This window comes from Mesorhizobium sp. LNHC221B00, assembly GCF_000502935.1.
In the GTDB taxonomy this organism is placed as follows: domain Bacteria; phylum Pseudomonadota; class Alphaproteobacteria; order Rhizobiales; family Rhizobiaceae; genus Mesorhizobium; species Mesorhizobium opportunistum.
Map to the genome: position 1 here is coordinate 1 of NZ_AYWR01000048.1, position 15,536 is coordinate 15,536.

Genomic DNA, 15,536 nt, shown 5'->3' on the forward strand with positions numbered 1-15,536 from the left:
CGAGCTGCCGGACCTTGCCGACGGCGAACCCGGCCCGGACGCGCGCTACGAGACCCGCGAAGCCGTGCGGCTCGCCTTCGTCGCCGCCATCCAGCTGCTGCCGCCCCGGCAGCGCGCGGCACTTCTGTTGTGCGACGTGCTCGGCTGGTCGGCGCAGGAGACAGCCCAACTGCTGGGCGGCTCGACCGCGTCGGTCAACAGCGCCCTGCAGCGGGCGCGCGCGACGCTGGCGAAGCGCTATCCGACCGGACGCCCCGTGCAGCGATCGCAGCCCAGCCGCGACGAAAGCGTGCTGCTCGAACGCTATATCAGGGCCTGGCAGGCCGCCAATCTCGACGGCTTCATCGAACTGCTGTGCGACGGCGCCACCTACCACATGCCGCCATGGCGCGACTGGTACCAGGGACGTCCCGCGATCCGTGGTTTCTTCGACACGGTGTGGGGCAATTTCGCCGGCTACCTCCCGGTGGCGACACGGGCCAACGGCCAGCCCGCGGTTGCGATCTACGCGCGGCGCCATCAGGAGCCGGAATGGCGCGCGCAATCGCTGCATGTCATCGAGCCGGCCGACGGCGGGATCGCTTCGCTGACGGTCTATGTCGGCCCGCTTGGCCCCGACCTGTTCGCCGCCTTCGGCCTGCCGCCGGTCTGGCCTGGATCGAACGCATAGCCATCGCGCACTCCTCTCCTGACAGAAAGCTGGCAGGAGGCTTGGTCTACAGATCGCTTGGGAGCCCCGTCGCGGCTTCAGCGATCAAGGAGCCAAGCCATGAATTTCGTCTCTGTCCGCATCATCACGTCCGATGTCCAGCGCCTCGTGCGCTTCTATCGTGAGATCACCGGCATGCCGGTGACGGTGTACACGGAAGACTTCGCCGAATTGGCGACGCCGGCCTGCACGCTGGCGATCGGCAGCACGCGCACCTTGATGCTGTTCGGCGGCGACATCGCCCGTCCCGCCGACAACCACACCGCCATCATCGAATTTCGGGTTGGCGACGTCGATGCCGAATTCGCCAGGCTGTCGGACACCATCAAGCGCTCGATGGTGCAGGAGCCGACCACCATGCCCTGGGGCAATCGCTCGCTGCTGTTTCGCGATCCCGACGGTAATCTGGTGAACTTCTTCACGCCGGTGACCGCCGAGGCGATCCGCAAGTTCGATAGGTAGAAGCGTTAGGGATAGGCTAGAGTTTGGGAATCGCCGGAGCCTCCGCGCGTTCGTCATCCACGGGCGGAGCAGCCGCGAAAGCGGCGTCGCGGAGACCCGAGGATCCATGCCGCGACCTTAGCCTTGGAGTGCAACGGAGCAGAGTTCTTCATCGCAGCAACGCTTTGAAGTCGCGGCATGGATCCTCGGGTCTGCGCCGCGTCGCTACGCTCCTTGCTCCGCCCGTGGATGACGAAGCGACGGCGCGTCGGCGCCGAGCCGGGACCGTTCTCCGCTCTACCTCTGATTCCACTTCCGAATAACCGGCTCGCTGAGATCGTGCTCGTAGCCGAGCACGCTGATGCTGGCCGTGTCGAGCACGAGCAGCGCGCCACCCTCCGGCGGCAGGCCGAGCCAGCGGGCGGCGAGCACGCGCAGGAAATGCGCGCTGGAAAAGATCAGGATCGGGCCGCCAGCTTCGCGAAGCTGCCTGATGATCCTGTCGGCGCGGGCGCCGACATCGGCCGCCATTTCGCCTTGCGGGCAACCGTCGCGAAAGACGGTCCAGCCTGGCCGCTCGGCCAGGATCTCCCTGGTGGTGCGCCCCTCATAGGCGCCATAGTCCCACTCCTGCAGATCGTCGTTTCTGACACTTTCTGCGCCAAAGCCGGCAAGCACGCTGGTGTTGTAGGCACGCTGCGACGGGCTCGACCACACCGCCGAGAACGACAGGCCTTTCAGCCGCTGCGCCACGCCCCGCGCGGCGGCCTCGCCGGCTGGCGTCAGCGGCATGTCGGTGCGGCCGGTGTGCTGCCCCGAAAGGCTCCACGCCGTCTCGCCATGCCGGACCAGATGGATCTGCGGAAACGCACTGCTCACGGAATGCCCCTCAATGTCGACGGCACCTTAGAGGACGCTGTGGCAAAGGGGAATCCGGGGGACGCCGAAAGCGTGGGTGCGGGGAAATGCCTGGAAGGGCAACGGGAGACGGCGCCGGGATCGATGATTGGTCCAATCTCAGCTGTCCTTGATCCACGTGACACTGGCCCTGTGAGTTGCGCGGTGGCGCAACTATATCAAGTTGAGCTTCCAAAGCTCCCGCCATCCCAAGGGCAATGGCCCTTGCACAACAGGTCAGATCATCATGTACAAACATCTGCTCATCGCCACCGACGGATCGGAACTGGCCGACAAGGGTGTCGCCCATGGCCTCACGCTCGCCAAGGGCATCGGCGCCAGCGTCACCTTCGTCACCGTCTCGGAACAATTCCCTATGCTGGCCTGGGGCGGCGCCATGGCCGGCTATGCAGCGGGGGATGAAATGGCTGTCTACCAAGAGGAATCGCGCAAATATGGCAAGCAGGTTCTCGACAAATGCAAGGCATCGGCCGATGCGGCCGGCGTCTCCGCCGAGGTCGTCCATGTCGAGGATAAAAGGCCCGCCGAAGCGATCCTGGAACTGTCGCAGGCGCTGGGCTGCGACCTGATCGTGATGGCCTCGCATGGCCGTCGCGGACTTGGCCGGCTGCTTCTCGGCAGCCAGACGGCGGAAGTGCTGTCCTACACCGAAATCCCGGTCCTGGTAGTGCGGTAGGACTGCCAAGGATCACGGGCTCCATCGGCCATCGCAGCAGCATAGTGTAATGACAATATCGTTACGCTGTGCTAGATTCGTGCAGGAAGGAGCTGTCGATGTCAGCCTCACAACATTCATTGCCGAAGAGCGTTCCACTCAACATCCGCGTCAAGCCGGAAGTCCGCAATCTGATTGACCGGGCAGCGCAACTGCTCGGCAAGAATCGCACGGACTTCATGCTTGAGGCGTCGCAGCGCGCCGCTGAGGACGCTCTGCTCAATCGCCTTGTGTTTACGGTCGAGCCGGATGTCTATGCTGCCTTTCTGGCGCGTCTCGACGCGCCGCCGCAACCGAACGACCGGTTGCGGCGCACCATGATAACAAAGGCGCCCTGGGACGCCGCGTGAACCTCTCGGCTCCGGTACCGCTCGCCGATCATCACGAACTCGGCGACTTCTTATCGGGCATACCCTCGCTCGACGACTGGTTGAAAAAACGGGCTCGCACCAACCAGTCTGGCGGTGCGTCCCGCACCTATGTGACGTGTGTGGGCAACCGTGTCGTTGGCTACTACGCCATTGCCAGCGGCGGAGTGCGGATGGTCGAAGCTCCCGGCCGCTTCCGGCGCAACATGCCCGACCCGATCCCGGTTGTGGTGCTCGGTAGGTTGGCGGTCGACCAGAGCCGTCACGGCCAGGGCATCGGCCGTGCGCTGGTAAGGGATGCCGGTCTGCGGATACTTCAGGCCGCTGAAATACTGGGAATCAGGGGAATACTGGTGCATGCGATATCCGACGATGCCCGAGCCTTCTATATGGCTGTCGGATTCGAGCCTTCACCAGTCGAGCCGCTGACGCTCATGGCCACGCTCGCCGACCTTGGCGCGAGTCTCGGTTGACGGCCTTCCTGTCTTGGGAAGGCCAGGCTAGAGCGCGGTCTCCACGACGAGATACACTCCCAGCATCAGCAGCCCGGCGAAGAACACTTTACGAAACGTCTCGGCGCTCATCGCCTGGCGCAGCGCCTGGCCGGCGAACATGCCGGCCAGTGCCGGCAGCAGCGCCAGGACCGATCCCGCCAGTTGCGTTGTCGGCGATGCGAGCGCACCTGCCTTGAACAACCCAAGGGCAAGAGCCGCGGTCGACACGGTGAAGGACAGGCCGAGCGCCTGGATGAGGTCTTCCCGGCCCAGCCGCAGCGATTGCAGATAGGGCACGGCCGGGATGACGAAGACGCCGGTGGCGCCGGTGACCAGTCCGGTCGCCACACCGACCAGCGGAGACATCAATGCCTCGTGGCGCGCCGGCGTGGTGAAGCCAAGCTTGAGCAGGCCGAGAATGGCGTAAAGCACCAGCGCCGCGCCGAGCCCGACCGAAGCAATGCCTGTGTGCGTGCCGGTGAGCAGGCCGGCCCCGGTGACGGTGCCAAGCACGACGCCGGCCATCATCGTCCACAACCGCTTGCACAGCCCGCCGAAGGACGGGCCGATGAACAATTGCCAAAGATTGGTGACCAGCGACGGGATCAGCAGCAGGGCGGCCGCCTGCGCCGGCGGCATCGTTACCGCCAGCAGCCCCATCGCCACGGTCGGCAGCCCCATGCCGACGACACCCTTGACGAAACCCGCGGCAAGGAAGACCGCGCCGATCCAGGCGATGACGCCGGCGCTCAGCACGGTCGTTCTTTCGGAGCGCCTGTTCGATCAGTCATGCAACAGCATGTCCGCCGCATCATCATCATCGGGTGCGGGTCCTGCAGGCGTTGCTTCATGGCGAACGAGGCTAGCCATCGCCGCGCAACCGCGCAGGCCGGGCTCCGCTCGCGCCATGGCAAGCGAGGCAACCGCGATCGCAAGCACGATCGCCGCGCTTTCAAGTATGCCGGACCCTTGCCGGCCTGTCGTCTTTTCGCTCATCACGTATCTCCATCGCAAAAGATTTGACTGACATGCCGGCCGCCCACAATGTGGAAGTTGCGCAGTCAGCCTTCGCCTGCACCGAAGGCTGAAACCCCTGCAGGAGAAGAAAGATGCGCTTCGATCTTACCGATCTCCGGCTGTTCCTGCTGGTCGCCGAGCGCGGCAGCATCACCCACGGCGCCGGACTTGCGGGGCTGGCGCTCGCCTCCGCCAGCGCCCGCATCAAGGGTATGGAGGAAAGCCTCGGTGCGCCGCTTTTGGAGCGGCGCCGGCGCGGCGTGGTGCCGACGGCCGCCGGACAGGCGCTGCTGCACCATGCGCGCGCGGTGCAGAACCAGATCGAGGCGATGGCCGGCGACCTCGGCGCCTATGCCACGGGCTTGCGTGCCCGCGTGCGGCTGATGGCCAACACGGCCGCCACCAGCGAACTGCTGCGCGACATGCTGCCGGCCTTCCTCGTCGCGCATCCCGGCATCGACATCGACCTCGACGAGCGCCCCAGCCACGAGATCGCAGAGGCGGTGGCAAGTGGTGCCGCCGATCTCGGCATCGCCGCGACCTGGGCGGGTCTTTCGCATCTGGAGCAGAAGCCGTTCTTCATCGACAGGCTCGTGGTGATCGCCGCGCGAGATTGGCCCGGCCTCGAAGGCCACACCGCCAGCCTCGGCGACCTGCTCGGCGAAGCCTTTGTCGGCCTGAGCGCCGGCCATCCGTTGCAGGAGCACATCACCCGTCAGGCCGCCCGCCTTGGCGGCCATCTGCACTTCCGCATCCGCGTGCCCGGCCTCGACAGTGTCTGCCGGCTGGTCGCCCAGGGCGCCGGCATTGCCGTCGTTCCGGAAAGTGCCGCGCGCCGCTCCGCCCGCACGCTGCGCAGCCTACGGCTGACCGACGACTGGGCAACACGCCAGCTCAACCTCTGCGCCCGCCGCTTCGACGAGCTGACGCCGCAGGCCAAGCTGCTCGCTGCGGCCCTGGTCTGAGCCTGACAACCCGAGGACGAGCAGCGGGCGGCCCAAGTACAGCTCGACGTTTACTCCACGTTCGGCCTGCCGGAGCCGCCTCGGGGAACGCCCGAACACGCGCTTGAATGCATTGCCGAAAGCACTTTCGGAGGCGTAGCCGAGCGATTGCGCCAGACTGCCGACCGAAGCCCCGGATCGACGCATGGCGTCCCGTGCGCGATGCATCCGCCAACGAGTCAAATAGTCGAGCGGTGCCATGCCGACGAGTTCCTTGAAGCGACGTGCAAAGCCGGAGCGCGACATGCCGATAGACGTGGCAAGTTCATTGACTGTCCAGCCGTGGCCGGGATCATTGTGGATCAGGCCAAGGGCAGCGCCGATGCGTCGGTCGGTCAACGCGCCGACCCAGCCCATGCTGCTTGTGCCTTCCTTGGCGACGTAAGCCCGCAACGTCTGCACGAGCAGGATGTCGCCCATGCGGCGTGTCATCAGCGTTGAGCCCATCGACGCCGCATCGAGTTCTTCGTCGAGCACTGCCAGCGAGCCGCGCAGGATCGTCGCTGCCCGATCGCTTCCCGGAATGTGCATGAATCGGGGAAGGGCATCGAGCAGGAGTTGTGCATTGCCGCCTTCGAACACGAAGCTTCCCGCGACCAGCGCCGTTTCATCGCCGCAGTGCCGGGCGACATTCGAATGCTCCCAGTCGAAGAACGAGATCCCGTCTTCGGGCTGCATGGAAAGATCGTTTGCGATCACATAGGCAGGAGCGTTGGCCAGCAGAAAAGTGTCGCCGGGGCCGAGCGGAAAAGGTTGCTCCTCCGGCAATGCGATCCAGCATCGACCACGAAGAACAGCCGCGAACTTCAGCGCGGGTTTCGCCGGAAAACGAAACGACCATCGCCCGCCCACTTCGAAGCGCGTGCAACGCGCGCTCGCAATGTCGAGAAGCGAGAGCACGTCGGATAGAGGATCGATCATGGCAGGATTGGACGATCACGACGAAACAATGGAGTTTCAAGCATAGATAATCCAGAAGCCTTTCACAATATTGGATCGTGAAAGGAGTCGATCATGTCTGAAATAAAGGGAAAAGTCATCGCAATCACGGGTGCAAGCAGCGGCATAGGCGAGGCAACCGCACTCCTGCTGGCCGAGCGGGGGGCCAGGATGGTGCTTGGGGCCAGGCGTTCCGATCGTCTTGAGGCGCTCGTCGATCGTATCGAGAGCGCGGGCGGCAAGGCGGCATTCCTGGCGATGGATGTAAAGAACCGTGAGGACATCACGAAGCTCGTTGCCCTTGCCTGCGACAGGTTCGGGAAGATTGATGTTCTGATCAACAATGCAGGCATCGGTCCGATCTCGCTACTCGATGAACTGCGCGTAGAGGATTGGGAGGAGATGATCGACATCAATATCAAGGGTCCGCTCTACGGCATCGCTGCTGCCCTGCCGGTGTTCCGCCGCCAGGGCTTTGGCCACTTCGTCAACCTTCTTTCCACAGCGGGGCTGACGATCAAACCGACAATGGCGGTTTACGCCGGAACAAAGAATGCGGTTCGGGCGATCGCCGAAGGCCTGCGGCTTGAAGCCGGCCCCAAGCTGCGCGTGACGAACATATCGCCGGGCATCGTCCAGACAAACTTCGCTGACTCGATGACCAATCCCAAGGTCAAGGCGGAGATCGAAAAACGCATGGGCGAAATCGCCATCAGCCCCGATGCGATCAGCCGCGCCATCGCCTTCGCGATCGAGCAACCGGCCGAGGTCGATGTGGGCGAGATCGTCATTCGGCCCACCGCACAAGCTTGATCGTGCTTTTCAGCAACTCTCTCTTGCTGTAATTAAAAATACGCCATAAGGTCTTTTCACATAAGAAAGAAAAAACGTCCAATTTTTCTCATTTATGAAAGAGTGACCTTTTGCGGGAACATCTCGATCTGACCGATCGGCGGCTGGTCAAGCAGCTGTCGCAGGATGCGCAGCCGGGCATCAACCGCCTCGCCGAAATGTTGGCGATTTCGGTGCCGACGGTGCGCTCGCGGCTGCGCAACCTGCTCGACCGCAACCTGCTGAAGGTCGTCGGGCTCTTGAACCTCACCGAGCGCCCCGAGTTGATCTCAGCCATTGTCGGCATCAATGCCCAGGGCCGCGGCCGTGCCCGCGAACTGGCGCAGCGCATTTCGGAACTGCCCTTCGTCAATTCGGCCTCGGTGGTCACCGGGCGCTTCGATATCATCGTCGACGTGACGGTGGCCGGTGACGTCGCCGATCTCTACCGCGTCACCAGCGAGCTGATCCCGGGTGCCGGCGAGCCGGGCGAAGTCGTGCGCAGCGAGACCTTCGTCGTCATGGCGTCCTGCAACAAATGGGTCAGCCTGCCGGAAGGCTGCTGGTCGGACGATCGCAAGGAGCCGGCATGAAGATCGCGGTTCTCGGAGGCCTCGGGCTACAAGGCCGGGCGGCCATTGCCGATCTCGTCGCCAGTGGTGTCGAGGAAGTGGTTTGCGTCGATACAGCACCGGACGGCCCGGCCCGGCTTGACGGACTGACCGATCTTTCCCGCGTGCGCTTCGTCGTACCCGAGGGCGCGATCGGCCCGGCCCTGACCGCTGTACTGGCCGATGTCGACGCCGTCATCGATCTGTTGCCGCAACCGCTGATGCGCGAGGCGGTGCAAGCCGCGATCGCAACCCGTACGCCGCTGGTCACCACCAATTACGGCAAGGCGATCGCCGACCTGGCGCAGGCCGCCGAACAGGCCGGTGTGGCAATCATGACCGAATGCGGACTCGACCCCGGCATCGATCTCGTGCTCTACGCGCGCGCCGCGCGCCAGTTCGACGCGATCACCGCGATCGATTCCTATTGTGGAGGCATCCCCGAGCCGAAGGCGATGGCCAAGCCGCTTTGCTACAAGGTGAGCTGGAACTTCGACATGGTTCTGGTCAGCCAGAACCGCGACAGCGTGATGGTCGAGGACGGGCAACGCGTCGCGGTCCCGGCCGGCCAGCAGCACCACAATCCTTTCATCCATGAGATCGAGGTCGCGGGCCTCGGCATGCTGGAAGCCTTCCCCAACGGCGATGCGCTGCATTACGTCGAGATGCTTCCCGCGGCAAAAGGGCTGCGCCGCTCCGGACGCTACACACTGCGCTGGCCGGGATGGTCGGCCTTCTGGGCACCGCTGAAGGAACTCGGCTTCCTCTCGGAAGAAAAGGTGCCCGGCACGGGCGCCAGTCCGCGCGAATTCCTCGGCCGGCTGCTCGGCCCGCAATTGCAATATGGCCCCGGCGAAAAGGATTTGTGCGTGATGCGCAATGTCTTTTCCGGCCTTGAGGGCGGCCGCGCCAAGACGGTCACTTCGGACCTGATCATCGAGCGCGACCTGGCTTCGGGCCTGTTCGGCATGAGCCTGGGCGTCGGCTATCCCGCCAGCATCGTGGCGCAGATGCTGGCGCGCGGCGAGATTGCCAAGCCCGGCCTGCTCAACCCGCTGCTCGACGTGCCGGAGATCAGCTTCTTCGACGAACTGGCCCGGCGTGGCATCACGGTTTCCGAGACGGTGGCCCGGGACTGAGGAGAGAGATTTGCGACCGGTGGCCGCCGCCGGCAACGGCGCTGCCGCTCAAAAAAGCACCCCGAAGGGTGAAACAACAACGTGGAACAATAAAACAAGGAGGAATGCCAAATGAAGATTGCCAGACTTTTCATCGCCGGACTCGCACTCGCCGGCCTCACCACGGCCGCCAGTGCCGGCGCGCTCGACGACATTACCAAGCGCGGCGAACTGCGCGTTGCCGTGCAGACCCAGGGACCGCCCTTCTCGCTGGTCGGCGCCAATGGCGAGCGCACCGGCAGTTCGGTCGAACTTGCCGAACTGATGGCCAAGGAAATGGGTGTGAAAATCACCTTCCTCGACTTCGACTGGGATGGCCTGATCCCCGCGCTCTTGTCGGGCAAGGCCGATCTCCTGGTCGCCGACATGACGCCGACGCTGGCGCGCGGCATGAAGGTCGCCTTCACCACGCCTTATATGTACACAGGCAGCACCGTCTTCACCAAGGCCGACAGCAAATTCAAGACCACCGAGGACTGCAAGGCCAAGGGCACCAAGATCGCCGTGCTGCTCGGCGCGACCGGCGAGAAGGAAGCCAAGGCCGCCTTCCCCGATGCCGACATCAAGAGCTACAAGGGCGGCGGTCCGCTGCTGCTCGACGCCGTCAACAACGGCCAGGCCGACTGCGGCGTCAACGACGTCTCGGCGGTCAAGGGCCAGTCGACCGCCTACCCGGCCGGCACCTTCACCATCATGCCCGATCCGTTGTCGAAAGAGCCGCTTGCCTTCGCCACTCGCTACGACGAGCCGGACCTTTTGATCTGGATGAACCTGTTCCTCAACCAGGTCACCATCGACGGCCGCTTGCAGAAGAACCTCGACTACTGGGTCAATTCCGACGCCTGGAAGAAGGATCACTGAGAAATTAGTGAGTAGGGGAGTGGTGAGTAGGGAATAGTGACCGGTGAATGGAGAATCGACCATTCCGGATACGCTTCACTACTCGCTACTGCCTACTCACTACTCCCTACTCACTGTTCACGCCCATGCTCGAAAATTTCAGTTTCCGCACCATCGTCGAATATCTGCCCCTGTTCGGGCAGGGCCTGGTCACGACCGTCTGGCTGTCGGCGCTGTCTTTCGTCGGCGCGCTGATCGTCGGCATCGTGCTGTGCGCCATGGGCCTGCAGCGCGGCTGGCTGTTTCGGGTTCCGGCCAAGGCCTATATCGACGCCGTGCGCGCCACGCCGTTGCTGGCACAGCTCTATTTCCTCTATTTCGGCCTGCCCCGGCTCGGCTTCGTGCTGCCCGAGCTGGTCGTCGGCATCCTCGCGCTGTCACTGAACAGCGGCGCCTATGTCGCTGAAATCATTCGCGCCGGCATCCTGTCGATCCCGCGCGGCCAGGTCGAAGCCAGCGTCGCCTCGGGCATGACCTACGTCCAGCGCATGCGCCTGGTCGTGCTGCCGCAAGCGTTCAAGGTGACGATCCCGCCGCTGCTCGGGCAGGCGATCGTGCTGGTCAAGGATTCCGCTCTGCTGTCGCTGATCTCGGTCGCCGAGCTGACGCGCGCCGGCCAGCTGCTCGCTTCCGACCGATTCATGCCGGCCGAGGGTTTCCTCACCATCGCCGCCTTCTACCTGCTGCTCTACTACTGCTTGAAAGGACTGGCCGTTCTGTCCAGCCGCTGGCTCGGCACAGCAGGGGCGCGGGCATGATCTGGCAACAGTTCCTCAGCCTCGCTGGCTCGTATCCCCTCGCCTTGCGCGGCCTCGGCATGACCGTCGTGCTGTCGCTGATCAGCCTGGTGCTCGGCACCGTGCTCGGCTTCGGCCTCGGCATCTTGCGCGCCGGCGGAAACCGGCTGATCGCCGGCGTCATCGGCGCCTGGGTCGACCTGATCCGCGGCACGCCGTTCCTGGTGCAGATCTTCCTGATCTTCTTCATCCTGCCGGAATTCGGCATCGAGCTCGACGCCTTCACCGCTGGCATCATCGCGCTCACCAATCTGGCCGCCTGCTTCATCTGCGAGATCGTCGTCGCCGGCATCCGGTCCGTGGCGACAGGCCAGGTCGAGGCAGCCCTTGCATCCGGCCTGTCGCGCTGGCAGCGCATGCGCCAGGTGGTATTGCCGCAGGCGATGCGCATCGTGCTGCCACCGCTGGTCGGGCAATATGTGCTGCTGATCAAGGATTCTTCTGTCGTCTCGGCCATCGGCCTGACCGACCTCACCCGCGTCGGCTGGCTGGTGGTGCAGCGCGTGCCCAACGGCCTCCTTGTGTTCTTCCTTGTCGGCGTCGGCTATTTCATCGTCTGCTATCCGCTTATCATGCTGGCGCGCCGGCTCGAACGCCGCATGGGCGCGGCCCATGGCGAGGTGCAGCTGTGACATCGAACCCCAAAGGGCCAACAGACATGACCAATGCGGGTCTCAACAAAACCGGCATGATCGACTTTCGCGGCGTCAACAAATGGTTCGGCTCGCTCAACGTGCTCCGGGATATCACGCTGAGCGTCGAGCCGCGCGAGGTCGTCGTCGTCTGTGGCCCGAGCGGCTCCGGCAAGAGCACACTGATCCGTTGCATCAACGGACTGGAGACGATCAAGGACGGCGATCTCGTCGTCGACGGCCAGCGCCTTGGCGACCGCGCCACCAACATGACGCAGCTGCGCACCGAGATCGGCTTCGTCTTCCAGTCGTTCAACCTCTACCCGCACAAGACCGCGCTCGAGAATGTCACGCTGGCGCCCATCCATGTCCGCAAGATCCCGCGCGCCGAGGCCGAGCATGCCGGGCGCGAATTGCTGGCCAAGGTGGGGCTCGCCGATAAGGTCAACGCCTATCCGGCGCAGCTCTCCGGCGGCCAGCAGCAGCGCGTGGCGATCGCGCGCTGCCTCGGCATGCGGCCCAAGATCATGCTGTTCGACGAGCCGACCTCGGCACTCGACCCCGAGATGATTTCGGAAGTGCTCGACGTCATGGTGGCGGTCGCCGAGGAAGGCATGACCATGATGGTGGTGACGCACGAGATGGGCTTTGCCCGCAAGGTCGCCCAGCGCGTGGTGTTCATGGATGCCGGCGCCATCGTCGAAAGCGGCACGCCCGATGAGTTCTTCTCGCACCCCAAGACCGACCGCAGCCGCGCTTTTCTGAGCAAGATTCTCAGGCACTGAGGGCCGTTGGGCTTGCAATGCAATGGCCGTTCGGACCGAAATTCGGTCCGGCTCGTCGTGTCAGGCGACCAGCTGCCCTTCCGCCGCGGGCGAAAGGGCAAACCGTCCGGACTCAGGCCGCCGTCGGGTAATCCGTATAGCCCCTGGCGTCGCCGCCATAGAACGTCGCCTTGTCCGGAGCGTTCAGTTCGGCATTCCGCTTCAGGCGGCTGACGAGGTCGGGATTGGCAATGAACAGCTTGCCGAACGCGACAAGGTCGGCATAGCCGTCCCCGACAGCCTTTTCGGCCAATTCCTTGTCATAGCCATTGTTCACCAGCCAGGCGCCATGTCCGCCAGCCTTGCGATAGGTGGTTTTGAGTTCCGCGTAGTCGAACGGCTTTTCACCCTGGCTGAAGTCGCGTGCGCCGCCGGTCGCGCCTTCGACGATGTGGACATAGGCGAGACCCCGGCTGCTCAGGCCCGCCACAAGATGGTTGAACAGCGGCTGCGGATCGGCATCCGAAGCGTCGTTGGCGGGCGTTACCGGCGACAGCCTGATCCCGGTCCTGCCGGCGCCGACCGCGCCCGTGACCGCGTCGACCACCTCAAACAGGAGGCGCGCCCGGTTTTCGATGGAGCCGCCATAATCGTCGGTGCGATGGTTGGTGCCCGAGCGCAGGAACTGGTCGACGAGATATCCATTGGCACCGTGGATCTCGACGCCGTCGAAACCCGCGACCTCGATCGCCGCCTTTGCGGCGCGGCGAAAATCATCGACGATGCCGGGAATTTCGGCCGCATCGAGCGCGCGAGGCTCGGAGGTGTCGACGAACTCGCCGCTGCCATCCGGCTTGACCAGGAACGTCTTGGATTTTGCCCTGATCGCCGATGGCGCCACCGGCTTGCCGCCGCCAGGCTGCAACGAATTGTGCGAGATGCGTCCGACATGCCAGAGCTGGACCACGATCTTGCCGCCACCTTTATGAACCGCGTCCGTGACACGCTTCCAGCCGGCAAGCTGATCCGCCCCGTAGAGGCCGGGCACGTTGGCATAGCCTTGGCCCTGATGGCTGATGGCGGTTGCCTCCGTCACGATCAGCCCCGCCGTGGCGCGCTGGCCGTAGTAGGTGACTGACAGGTCGCCGGGTACCGCATTGGGTGAGCGATTGCGCGTCAGCGGCGCCATGACGATGCGGTTCGCCAGCGTCAGGTCGCCGGCCCGCAAGGGATCAAAGAGGGTAGCCATGAGAAATGCCTTTCATGCATTTTGGGGGAATGGGGAGGATCGTCAGAGATCGGACAAGGCAGCCTGGAAGGCGGCGATGGTTTCTTCGTTGCGCTTGTAGAACACCCATTGGCCGACACGCCGCGTCGTAACGAGGTCGGCGGACGCCAGCGTTGCCAGATGTGCCGAAACGCTGGACTGGGCCAGGCCGCGATGGTCGAACTGGCTGGCGCAGACACCCATCTCGAGCGGATGTGCCTGCGCTGCGAAGTGCTGCTCAGGCTCCTTCAGCCACGCCAGGACATCCCGTCGAAACGGATGCGCCAACGCCTTCAATATGATGTCGTAGTCCATCTTCACCTGCATCGATCTCAACCGATATATAGATCGGGTAGAGGCGATATGGCAGGTAATCCATTCCATTTTTGCTGGCGATCGGAGAACGTTGCTCTCAGGTCACGGCCGGAAACCGCAGTAGCGCCGCCGGGTGCTTCCCGTCGCCCATTGAGGGATGCGCTCCTATCATGTGACCGACAGCACCTTGCCCGTATCGTGCTGGCGCACGAAATCCACGCGCTTGCCGTCCCAATGGTAGCTGTAATGCCGGCCCTGCACCGGGACGGGGATAACATCGGGCCAGAAGATGCCGATGCATTGGCCCTCAGTCATGCGCACGCTGTTCCACACCAGCCCGTCGCTGCCTTGGGCCCGCAGCGCCCGCCCCTCCGCCTGCGAGGCGGTGTAGTCGTCGGGGTCGAGCACGCCGGGCACCGCATTGACGTCGTCGAGGTCGCGATCGACGCTGCCGATCAGCACGCGGAAATCAGCCGTCCAGCCCGGATCCTCACTGGTGGCGCGCATAAAATTCTGGTGGTGGTGGATAGTCTCGGCCAGCGCCACGTCCTCGCTGTCGCCGGCATAATAGATGCCGTAGCTGCCATCGGAAAAACGGCCGGGCCGCAGCGTCGAACAATGCACAAAGGGCGCCATGACGAAACTTGCGCCGGGACCGGAAACCCGCCTTGCGGCCGGCACCTTGCCGATCTCGCCGATCTCGAGCCGGATTCGCGGGTTGGTCTTCTCCTCGACCGAGGCCAGCGCCTCCCAGTCGCGCGGGTCGGCGATGTCCTCGAAGAGGTCGATCGGCGGATGGATGGAGCGGATGATCCGAAAAGTCTGGTGCCAGTGGACGCGGCGCCGGACCGCGAGCCCACTCACCATGCACCACGCTCCGCATCGAGCCATTCACGCATGGCGGCAAGATCGGAAATTTCGCCACGCAGCATCAGGTCGAGCGCCGACTGGCCGCCGAAAATGGCATTGGGCTTGCGGATCCAGGCATAGCCGCGCGCCGGTTCGGTGAAGAGATAGCGCAGGCCCTTGTGGATGCCCATCAGATGCGCCATGCGGGTGCGCAGGTCGCGGTCGATCCGGCCGATGCCGCCTTCCTTCCAGCGTGCCCAGGTCCGCGCCGACATGCCGCCGAGCAGGATGCAGGCCTCCAGATCTGTGAGGCCCCAGGCCTTGAACAGGTTGACCGTGGTGCGCGCCAGCGCTCCGGCCTCTTCCTCCGAAATGGCGCTGCCGACCGTGGCCGGCGTGGCGACAATGGACTGAAGTTGCATTTTGCTCACCCTTGCTATTGGCAGAGATATAGCATGTATTTGCCAATTGGCAAGGATGAGGTCGTAGGGGCAACGGCTTTCAGATCGACGAAGGTTCCGAACTTTGTAAGGGAGACTGCCAATCGCCGAGGTTGGCGCCGCCCCTCACCTGCCTGCCGGCATCCTCTCCCCGTATAGTGACGGCGAGAGGGGTGCTGTCGTCACCGATTTCGCCAATCACCAACGTTGCAAAGAGGGTGCTTGCGTTGCGGCCAGCCCCTTCTCCCCGTCACTATACGGGGAGAAGTGCCCGGTGTCCGAACCGGATAGATAGGTAACAGAATGGACCTGATGGATGGGTGACAGTTTTCTCCTTCGCTGGGAGG

General features: G+C 64.1%; 20 protein-coding genes and 1 pseudogene. 13 read left to right on the top strand and 8 right to left on the bottom strand.

The genetic code is table 11. From position 1 onward, the window contains the following. Both X741_RS137105 and X741_RS137100 read left to right on the top strand, forming a co-directional pair. Nucleotides 1-670: RNA polymerase subunit sigma-70 (locus tag X741_RS137105; RefSeq protein WP_023780882.1), on the top strand; the 670-nt coding region annotated here is incomplete at its 5' end. Nucleotides 671-769: 99 nt separating this feature from the next. Continuing rightward, on the top strand, nt 770-1,171 hold the full coding sequence (locus tag X741_RS137100; RefSeq protein ID WP_023780883.1) for a VOC family protein: 402 nt from the start codon (nt 770-772) through the stop codon (nt 1,169-1,171). Nucleotides 1,172-1,447: 276 nt separating this feature from the next. Here X741_RS137100 and X741_RS137095 read toward each other — a convergent pair whose 3' ends face one another. Beyond that, nucleotides 1,448-2,029 carry a histidine phosphatase family protein gene (locus tag X741_RS137095; protein WP_023780884.1) on the bottom strand — a complete coding sequence of 194 codons (582 nt, stop codon included), beginning with the start codon at nt 2,027-2,029 and terminating at the stop codon, nt 1,448-1,450. A 265-nt stretch (nt 2,030-2,294) separates the two neighbouring features. On the opposite strand from X741_RS137095, the gene X741_RS137090 reads away from it, so the two are divergent. The 3 genes from X741_RS137090 to X741_RS0136300 all read left to right on the top strand — a co-directional run bounded on the left by X741_RS137090 (nt 2,295) and on the right by X741_RS0136300 (nt 3,624). Beyond that, nucleotides 2,295-2,744 (top strand): universal stress protein, encoded by a 450-nt coding sequence (locus tag X741_RS137090; protein WP_023780885.1) that lies wholly within the window; start codon nt 2,295-2,297, stop codon nt 2,742-2,744. Between the two features lie 98 nt (nt 2,745-2,842). Beyond that, nucleotides 2,843-3,133, top strand: a complete 291-nt coding sequence (locus tag X741_RS137085) for a DUF1778 domain-containing protein (RefSeq protein WP_031250765.1) — start codon at nt 2,843-2,845, stop codon at nt 3,131-3,133. Continuing rightward, a complete protein-coding gene (locus X741_RS0136300; RefSeq protein ID WP_031250766.1) occupies nt 3,130-3,624 on the top strand; it encodes a GNAT family N-acetyltransferase in 495 nt (164 codons plus the stop codon). Before X741_RS137085 ends, X741_RS0136300 begins: the two co-directional genes overlap by 4 nt. A 27-nt stretch (nt 3,625-3,651) precedes the next feature. Here the strand turns inward: X741_RS0136300 and X741_RS137080 are convergent, their stop codons facing one another. Further along, nucleotides 3,652-4,401 (bottom strand): sulfite exporter TauE/SafE family protein, encoded by a 750-nt coding sequence (locus X741_RS137080; RefSeq protein WP_023780888.1) that lies wholly within the window; start codon nt 4,399-4,401, stop codon nt 3,652-3,654. 27 nt (nt 4,402-4,428) lie between these two features. Next, a complete protein-coding gene (locus tag X741_RS137075) occupies nt 4,429-4,641 on the bottom strand; it encodes a hypothetical protein (RefSeq protein ID WP_023780889.1) in 213 nt (70 codons plus the stop codon). A gap of 113 nt (nt 4,642-4,754) precedes the next feature. On the opposite strand from X741_RS137075, the gene X741_RS137070 reads away from it, so the two are divergent. Continuing rightward, a complete protein-coding gene (locus X741_RS137070; protein WP_023780890.1) occupies nt 4,755-5,627 on the top strand; it encodes a LysR substrate-binding domain-containing protein in 873 nt (290 codons plus the stop codon). A gap of 75 nt (nt 5,628-5,702) precedes the next feature. On the opposite strand, the pseudogene X741_RS137065 reads toward X741_RS137070, so the two are convergent. Then, nucleotides 5,703-6,587, bottom strand: a pseudogene (locus tag X741_RS137065) (AraC family transcriptional regulator); the annotation flags it as partial. A 93-nt stretch (nt 6,588-6,680) separates the two neighbouring features. Between X741_RS137065 and X741_RS137060 the strand changes: the two are divergent. The 7 genes from X741_RS137060 to X741_RS137030 all read left to right on the top strand — a co-directional run bounded on the left by X741_RS137060 (nt 6,681) and on the right by X741_RS137030 (nt 12,339). Beyond that, entirely contained in the window at nt 6,681-7,418 is a 738-nt protein-coding gene (locus X741_RS137060) for an SDR family oxidoreductase (protein WP_023780892.1), read from the top strand. A 110-nt stretch (nt 7,419-7,528) separates the two neighbouring features. Continuing rightward, a complete protein-coding gene (locus X741_RS137055; RefSeq protein WP_013894264.1) occupies nt 7,529-8,029 on the top strand; it encodes an Lrp/AsnC family transcriptional regulator in 501 nt (166 codons plus the stop codon). Beyond that, nucleotides 8,026-9,186 carry a saccharopine dehydrogenase family protein gene (locus X741_RS137050; protein ID WP_023780893.1) on the top strand — a complete coding sequence of 387 codons (1,161 nt, stop codon included), beginning with the start codon at nt 8,026-8,028 and terminating at the stop codon, nt 9,184-9,186. Before X741_RS137055 ends, X741_RS137050 begins: the two co-directional genes overlap by 4 nt. Before the next feature lie 111 nt (nt 9,187-9,297). Continuing rightward, on the top strand, nt 9,298-10,086 hold the full coding sequence (locus tag X741_RS137045) for an ABC transporter substrate-binding protein (RefSeq protein WP_023766160.1): 789 nt from the start codon (nt 9,298-9,300) through the stop codon (nt 10,084-10,086). 125 nt (nt 10,087-10,211) lie between these two features. After that, nucleotides 10,212-10,883 (top strand): amino acid ABC transporter permease, encoded by a 672-nt coding sequence (locus X741_RS137040; RefSeq protein ID WP_023780894.1) that lies wholly within the window; start codon nt 10,212-10,214, stop codon nt 10,881-10,883. Beyond that, entirely contained in the window at nt 10,880-11,554 is a 675-nt protein-coding gene (locus X741_RS137035) for an amino acid ABC transporter permease (protein WP_023780895.1), read from the top strand. Before X741_RS137040 ends, X741_RS137035 begins: the two co-directional genes overlap by 4 nt. A gap of 26 nt (nt 11,555-11,580) precedes the next feature. Next, nucleotides 11,581-12,339, top strand: coding sequence for an amino acid ABC transporter ATP-binding protein (locus X741_RS137030; protein WP_013894259.1), 759 nt, complete (start codon nt 11,581-11,583; stop codon nt 12,337-12,339). A gap of 112 nt (nt 12,340-12,451) precedes the next feature. On the opposite strand, the gene X741_RS137025 is transcribed toward X741_RS137030, so the two are convergent. The 4 genes from X741_RS137025 to X741_RS137010 all read right to left on the bottom strand — a co-directional run bounded on the left by X741_RS137025 (nt 12,452) and on the right by X741_RS137010 (nt 15,171). Further along, entirely contained in the window at nt 12,452-13,567 is a 1,116-nt protein-coding gene (locus X741_RS137025) for an alkene reductase (protein ID WP_023780896.1), read from the bottom strand. Nucleotides 13,568-13,609: 42 nt separating this feature from the next. Next, nucleotides 13,610-13,900 carry a metalloregulator ArsR/SmtB family transcription factor gene (locus tag X741_RS137020; protein WP_031250769.1) on the bottom strand — a complete coding sequence of 97 codons (291 nt, stop codon included), beginning with the start codon at nt 13,898-13,900 and terminating at the stop codon, nt 13,610-13,612. Between the two features lie 168 nt (nt 13,901-14,068). Beyond that, complete coding sequence (locus X741_RS137015) at nt 14,069-14,767, bottom strand: RES family NAD+ phosphorylase (protein ID WP_023780898.1); 699 nt, start codon at nt 14,765-14,767, stop codon at nt 14,069-14,071. Then, nucleotides 14,761-15,171 carry an MbcA/ParS/Xre antitoxin family protein gene (locus tag X741_RS137010; protein WP_023780899.1) on the bottom strand — a complete coding sequence of 137 codons (411 nt, stop codon included), beginning with the start codon at nt 15,169-15,171 and terminating at the stop codon, nt 14,761-14,763. Before X741_RS137010 ends, X741_RS137015 begins: the two co-directional genes overlap by 7 nt. Between the last annotated feature and the right edge of the window lie 365 nt (nt 15,172-15,536).

What these genes read in the sequence shown, in the direction of transcription:
- X741_RS137050 (WP_023780893.1), top strand. Translation starts at nt 8,026, where the DNA reads ATGAAGATCGCGGTTCTCGGAGGCCTCGGGCTACAAGGCCGGGCGGCC.
- X741_RS137090 (WP_023780885.1), top strand. Translation starts at nt 2,295, where the DNA reads ATGTACAAACATCTGCTCATCGCCACCGACGGATCGGAACTGGCCGAC.
- X741_RS137045 (WP_023766160.1), top strand. Translation starts at nt 9,298, where the DNA reads ATGAAGATTGCCAGACTTTTCATCGCCGGACTCGCACTCGCCGGCCTC.
- X741_RS137035 (WP_023780895.1), top strand. Translation starts at nt 10,880, where the DNA reads ATGATCTGGCAACAGTTCCTCAGCCTCGCTGGCTCGTATCCCCTCGCC.
- X741_RS137070 (WP_023780890.1), top strand. Translation starts at nt 4,755, where the DNA reads ATGCGCTTCGATCTTACCGATCTCCGGCTGTTCCTGCTGGTCGCCGAG.
- X741_RS137040 (WP_023780894.1), top strand. Translation starts at nt 10,212, where the DNA reads ATGCTCGAAAATTTCAGTTTCCGCACCATCGTCGAATATCTGCCCCTG.
- X741_RS137025 (WP_023780896.1), bottom strand. Translation starts at nt 13,567, where the DNA reads ATGGCTACCCTCTTTGATCCCTTGCGGGCCGGCGACCTGACGCTGGCG.
- X741_RS137060 (WP_023780892.1), top strand. Translation starts at nt 6,681, where the DNA reads ATGTCTGAAATAAAGGGAAAAGTCATCGCAATCACGGGTGCAAGCAGC.
- X741_RS137030 (WP_013894259.1), top strand. Translation starts at nt 11,581, where the DNA reads ATGACCAATGCGGGTCTCAACAAAACCGGCATGATCGACTTTCGCGGC.
- X741_RS137010 (WP_023780899.1), bottom strand. Translation starts at nt 15,171, where the DNA reads ATGCAACTTCAGTCCATTGTCGCCACGCCGGCCACGGTCGGCAGCGCC.
- X741_RS137015 (WP_023780898.1), bottom strand. Translation starts at nt 14,767, where the DNA reads ATGGTGAGTGGGCTCGCGGTCCGGCGCCGCGTCCACTGGCACCAGACT.
- X741_RS137100 (WP_023780883.1), top strand. Translation starts at nt 770, where the DNA reads ATGAATTTCGTCTCTGTCCGCATCATCACGTCCGATGTCCAGCGCCTC.
- X741_RS137020 (WP_031250769.1), bottom strand. Translation starts at nt 13,900, where the DNA reads ATGGACTACGACATCATATTGAAGGCGTTGGCGCATCCGTTTCGACGG.
- X741_RS137085 (WP_031250765.1), top strand. Translation starts at nt 2,843, where the DNA reads ATGTCAGCCTCACAACATTCATTGCCGAAGAGCGTTCCACTCAACATC.
- X741_RS137075 (WP_023780889.1), bottom strand. Translation starts at nt 4,641, where the DNA reads ATGAGCGAAAAGACGACAGGCCGGCAAGGGTCCGGCATACTTGAAAGC.